This window comes from Actinophytocola sp., assembly GCF_050699915.1.
In the GTDB taxonomy this organism is placed as follows: domain Bacteria; phylum Actinomycetota; class Actinomycetes; order Mycobacteriales; family Pseudonocardiaceae; genus Actinophytocola.
In genome coordinates, this window is the sequence record NZ_JBOHGA010000338.1 from 1 (window position 1) to 4,808 (window position 4,808).

Here is a 4,808-nt window from a genome sequence, read left to right on the forward strand (position 1 = left end):
CCGCGGGCCACCCCACGTTCGGCCTGGCCGCGCTGGCGGCCGAGCTGCGCGCGGCCCGGGGGAGCCTGGACACCTTCACCGGGACCGACCCGGCCACCGACACGCGGGCGGTGTTCTCCTGGTCGTACCTGCAGCTCAGCCCCGCCGCCGCCCGGCTGTTCCGGCTGCTCGGGCTGCATCCGGGGCCGGACTTCGCCGCCCCCGCGGCGGCGAGCCTCGCCGCGCTGACCCCGTCGCTGGTGCGGCCGCTGCTCGCCGAGCTGTCCGACGCGCACCTGGTCACCGAGCACGTGCCCGGCCGGTACACCTGCCACGACCTGCTGCGCGCCTACGCCGCCGAACGGTCCCGCGACACCGACCCCCGCGACCGGCGCGACGCCGCCGTCCACCGGCTCCTGGACCACCACGTGCACACCGCGAACGCCGCCGCTCAGCTGCTGCAGCCCATCCGAGACCCGCTGCCGCTCACCCCACCCGCGCACGGGGTCAGCGCCGAGGACCTCACCGACGTCGGGCAGGCACTGGCCTGGTTCACCGCGGAGCACGCCGTCCTGCTCGCCGTCATCGACCACACCGCCCGGACCGGCGAGGACGTCTACACCTGGCAGCTGGCGAGCACGCTCATCGACTTCCTCGGCTGGCGGGGGTACTGGCACGACGCGGTGGACACGCTCGATGCCGCCCTGCGAGCCGCGCTGCGCCTGGGCGATCCCGACAAGGAGGCCCTGGTCCGCTACCTCATCGCCGCTCCGTACATCCACCTGGACCGGACCGCCGACGCCGACACCCACCTCGGGCTCGCGCTGGAGCTGTACCGGCGGTGCGGCAACCAGACCGGGCAGGCCCACATCCACACCTCCTACTCCTTCATGCGGGAGCGGCAGGGCCGGCTCCGGGACGCGCTCGAGCACACCGAGCGGGCCCGCGACCTGTACCGGGCCGCCGGCCACAAGCAGGGTCAGGCCAGGGCGCTCAACAACCTGGGCTGGGACCACGCCCAGCTCGGTGACCCCGAGCGGTCCCTCGCGTACTGCCAGGAGGCGTTGCGCGCGTACGAGGAGCTCGGCAGCAGCCTCGGCCGGGCCAGGGCGTGGGACAGCCTCGGCTACGCCCATCAGCACCTCGGCCACCACGCCGAGGCCATCTCCTGCTTCCGGCAGTCGCTGGAGCTGTTCCGCGACCTCGGCAACCGCTGGGAGGAGGCCGTCGTCCTCACTCATTTCGGTGACGCCTACGACGCCGCGGGCGACCTCGAGTCGGCGGACATCGCCTGGCGCGAGGGGCTCGTCATCCTCGAACAGCTCAACCATCCGGACGCCGAGCCGCTCCGCACCAAGCTGCGGCACCACCTGTCCTGACGCGGGTCAGGGTTCCAGCTCGACCTTGTCGCCCACCGCGACCCGGCCCGGAGCCACGGTCGAGCCGTAGACCCCGAGCCGCGCGTCGCGTTGCCGCGCGATGGCCCGCAGGATCGCCGGATCTCGCCGCAGCGTGACCGGGTCGACGGTGACCACGACACACCGCCGGTCGCGCTGGTCCACCCGCATCCGCAACCCGCCGATGCGCAGTACCCGGCCGACCCAGGCGTCCTCGGGGAAGTCGCGGCCGCCCTCGGCGTCCACGAGGAGGTTGGGCCGGAACCTCGCGGGCACCAGGTCGGTGCCGACCAGCCGGCCGAGGCCGGCGATGGTCTGCGTGGTCAGCAGGGACAGCGGCATCGTGTCGAAGACGCCGCGGTGTTGCCTGATGACGCGGACTCCGTGGCCGAGCTCGGCCACGAGCTCCGGGGCAGCCACGTCGAGCTCGCGGCCGGCCGGCGTACGCACCGACGTCGCCGAGGCGTCGGGCCGGGCGGGGTCCGCGAACCGGGGCCGGTAGTGGGCCAGTTCGGGCCGCTCCCGGATCGTCAGCCACGGAAAGCCGTTGCGCGCCTTCCCTTCGCGGATGAACGCCCACCGGCGATCGCCCGCGAACCCGTGCCACGAGACGTCGACGCCCTCGATTCTCTCACCTGCCATGGACTTCACCGGGTACCGCCACAGCGCGACGACGCGCCCCACCACGGACATGACCGCCTCCATCGACTCGAGGCGCCCTTGTGCCGGTTTCAGCGGGTGTCGAGCGTGGCGGATCTGGTCCGTCGCAACGCCTCTCGACCGGAACAGCGTGCCACATTCGTGCGCGGTTCGGGAGGACGTCGCGCCGTCCGCGTAGGCTCCTCGGCAGGGCCTGGTTCGAGGGGAAGACGTGGCACAGGGCGACAGTCGCATCGGGAGCCGTGAGCGTTTGTGATCGGCGAGCTAAGCGTGTACTGGTGGCGCCACGTCGGCGCGACCGTCGTGGTGGCCGAGGGGACGCTCGACTCGGCCGGCTACGCCAAGCTGCGCGTCGCGATGGTGAAGGCGGCGGCCGAGGTGCCCAGGGCGGTGATCGTCGACCTGGATCGGACGGGAGTGGCGCACCCGACGGCGCTGGCGTTGTTCCCCGCGGTCGCGTCGGAAATCGCCGTGTGGCCGGGAATCCCGCTGGTGATCGCCGTCGCCAACGAGGCGAACCACCGCTCCCTGGTCGACTACCGGATGCGGCGCTACCTGCCGGTACATCGCAGCATCGAGGCGGCTGTGGACGGCATCGCGGACCCGCCGCCGCGGCGGGTGGCACGCACCGAGCTGCCGAACGGGGCCGCGTCCTTCCCACTGGCGCGCGGGTTCGTCACCGATTGGTGCCAGCAGTGGCAGGTCGCCGCCGAACGGGCAGCGGACGTGCTGCAGGTGGCGATGGAGCTCGTGGACAACACGATCAAGCACACCTACGGTCCGCCGACCGTTCGGGTCGAGCTGCGTCGCGGCCTGCTGACCGTCGCCGTCTACGACGGCGATCCCGAGCCGGTGCACCTGATCGAGCCTGGCACGAACCCGGTGACGGGTGTCGAGCACGGGCTGTCGGCGGTCGTGCGCCTGTCCCGTGCTTGGGGCAGCACGGGGACCCAGTCGGGCGGCAAGGTGGTCTGGGCGGTCCTGTGACCGCCTCCGCCACCCGGCCCGCCGTCATCGTCCACATCAGACAGATCGCGTGGTTCCGTTGGACGACGGGCGGAACTGGCGCACCGCCGGGGGCGGTCGGCGACCGGGTCGAGCTGCGCCGGCTGATGATGCCGGCGAGCCCTTCTTCGCCGACACGGTGGCGGCGGTGACCATCGGGACAGTCGGCATCGCGTTCGCCGCGTCGGTCGACCGGCCGGCGGCGATCGTCCTGGTCGAGCAGGACCTGGACGCCTCCGGACCCGGGTACGGGCTCGCGCTGGGCGGTCTCGCGCTCGGCGCGCTGGCGGTTCAGCCCGGTGGCCTGCGTCGTCCCCGTGCCAAGGCGCTCGGCTGCGGGCAGACTCGACCCGTGACCATGACGAAGCCGGCGCGGGTCGGCTGACGTGCACTCGGCCGGGCTGGTGCTGCACCCACGGCGGGACTCCGCGGCGGCGGTGGCCGCGGTGCTCGACTGGGCGGCCAGCCGGCAGGTCGAGGTGCTCGGCATCCCGGAGGAGCTCAGCCGGCTGAGCTGTGCCGCGGTCGGGGTCTCCCCGGCCGAGCTCGGTCGCCGGGCCGATCTGCTGGTCAGCCTCGGCGGGGATGGGACCATGCTGCGTGCGATGCGGCTCGCCGACGGTCAGCGTGCGCCGGTGCTCGGCGTGAACCTCGGCAAGCTCGGCTTCCTGGCCGAGGTGGACGTGCCCGACCTGCCCGGCGCGCTGTCGGCCATCGACGGTCACCAGTTCACCCTCGAGCCCCGGCTGGCCGTCGATGCCGTCCTCGGCGACCGGACCGTCACCGCGTTCAACGACGTCGCCGTCGTGCGGGTGCCGGGTGACGGCAGCGCGGTGGTCGCCGTCCGCGTCGCGGGCCACGACTTCGTCAGCTACGCCGCGGACGCGGTCATCGTCGCCACGCCGACCGGTTCGACCGCGTACAGCTTCTCCGCCGGCGGGCCGATCACGAGCCCCGCCGTCGAGGCCCTGTTGGTGACCCCGGCCGCGCCGCACTCCGCGTACAGCCGGGGCGTGGTGCTTTCCGTGCACGACACGCTGACGCTGGAGATCCTGCCCACGAGCGGTCGGCTGGCCGTCGAGGTCGACGGCGAGGTCGCGGGCTACGTCGTGCCGGGCGATCGCATCGAGCTGCGTGGGCGGCCGGCCGCCGCGCGCGTCGTGCGGCTCGGCGCGACGACGTTCTACCAACGCGCGCGCCGCAAGCTGCGCCTCACGGACTCCGCCGAGATTCCCGCGAGTTGGCCCGAGGGCAGCGACATCTAGTTCGGGCCGCGCCGCCTTTAGTCAATCCCCTGGATTTGTTGTGTCGGAATGGGATCACCCGGCCGAGACGGGCAGCGCCGGACAGATCGACGACACAGATGTAGGAGAGGCAGATGCGATTCATCTTTCTGGTCAAGGCCACCGAGGACTCCGAGGCCGCCGTCATGCCGGAGCAGAAGTTCATCGACGAGATCCAGGCCTACGCCGCCCAGCTCGTGCAGGCCGGCGTGGCCGTAAGCGGCATCGAGGTGCTGCGGCCGAGCTCGCAGGGCTTCCGGGTCGCCTACGAGGACGGCAACTTCAGCATGATCGAGGGCCCCTTCGTGGAGTCCAAGGAACTGATCGCGGCCTACTGGCAGATCGAGGTCGCCTCCAAGGACGAGGCCATCGCGTGGGCCAAGCGGGTGCCGTTCGCGAACGGTCTGGTCGAGGTCCGCCAGACCTACGGCAACCCGGACTTCAGCTGACGTTGGGGACCGCGTGCGGCAGGAGGCGACCCGCC

General features: G+C 72.5%; 6 protein-coding genes. 5 read left to right on the plus strand and 1 reads right to left on the minus strand.

Annotation, left to right across the window (positions count from 1 at the left end; translation table 11 throughout):
• The coding region (locus ACRDSK_RS31900; protein ID WP_431445120.1) for a tetratricopeptide repeat protein at window positions 1–1,358 on the plus strand (1,358 nt) is incomplete at its 5' end.
• A gap of 6 nt (window positions 1,359–1,364) precedes the next feature.
• On the opposite strand, the gene ACRDSK_RS31905 is transcribed toward ACRDSK_RS31900, so the two are convergent.
• On the minus strand, window positions 1,365–2,069 hold the full coding sequence (locus ACRDSK_RS31905; protein WP_431445121.1) for an MOSC domain-containing protein: 705 nt from the start codon (window positions 2,067–2,069) through the stop codon (window positions 1,365–1,367).
• A gap of 237 nt (window positions 2,070–2,306) precedes the next feature.
• Here ACRDSK_RS31905 and ACRDSK_RS31910 point away from each other — a divergent pair, with 237 nt between their 5' ends.
• From ACRDSK_RS31910 to ACRDSK_RS31925, 4 genes are all read left to right on the plus strand, one after another.
• Entirely contained in the window at window positions 2,307–3,023 is a 717-nt protein-coding gene (locus tag ACRDSK_RS31910) for an ATP-binding protein (RefSeq protein WP_431445122.1), read from the plus strand.
• Window positions 3,024–3,189: 166 nt separating this feature from the next.
• Window positions 3,190–3,426 carry a hypothetical protein gene (locus ACRDSK_RS31915; RefSeq protein ID WP_431445123.1) on the plus strand — a complete coding sequence of 79 codons (237 nt, stop codon included), beginning with the start codon at window positions 3,190–3,192 and terminating at the stop codon, window positions 3,424–3,426.
• A 1-nt stretch (window position 3,427) separates the two neighbouring features.
• The gene (locus ACRDSK_RS31920) at window positions 3,428–4,306 is read left to right on the plus strand and encodes an NAD(+)/NADH kinase (protein WP_431445124.1); all 879 of its coding nucleotides are present in this window, start codon (window positions 3,428–3,430) and stop codon (window positions 4,304–4,306) included.
• A 113-nt stretch (window positions 4,307–4,419) separates the two neighbouring features.
• Window positions 4,420–4,773 (plus strand): YciI family protein, encoded by a 354-nt coding sequence (locus ACRDSK_RS31925; protein ID WP_431445125.1) that lies wholly within the window; start codon window positions 4,420–4,422, stop codon window positions 4,771–4,773.
• Window positions 4,774–4,808: the final 35 nt, after the last annotated feature.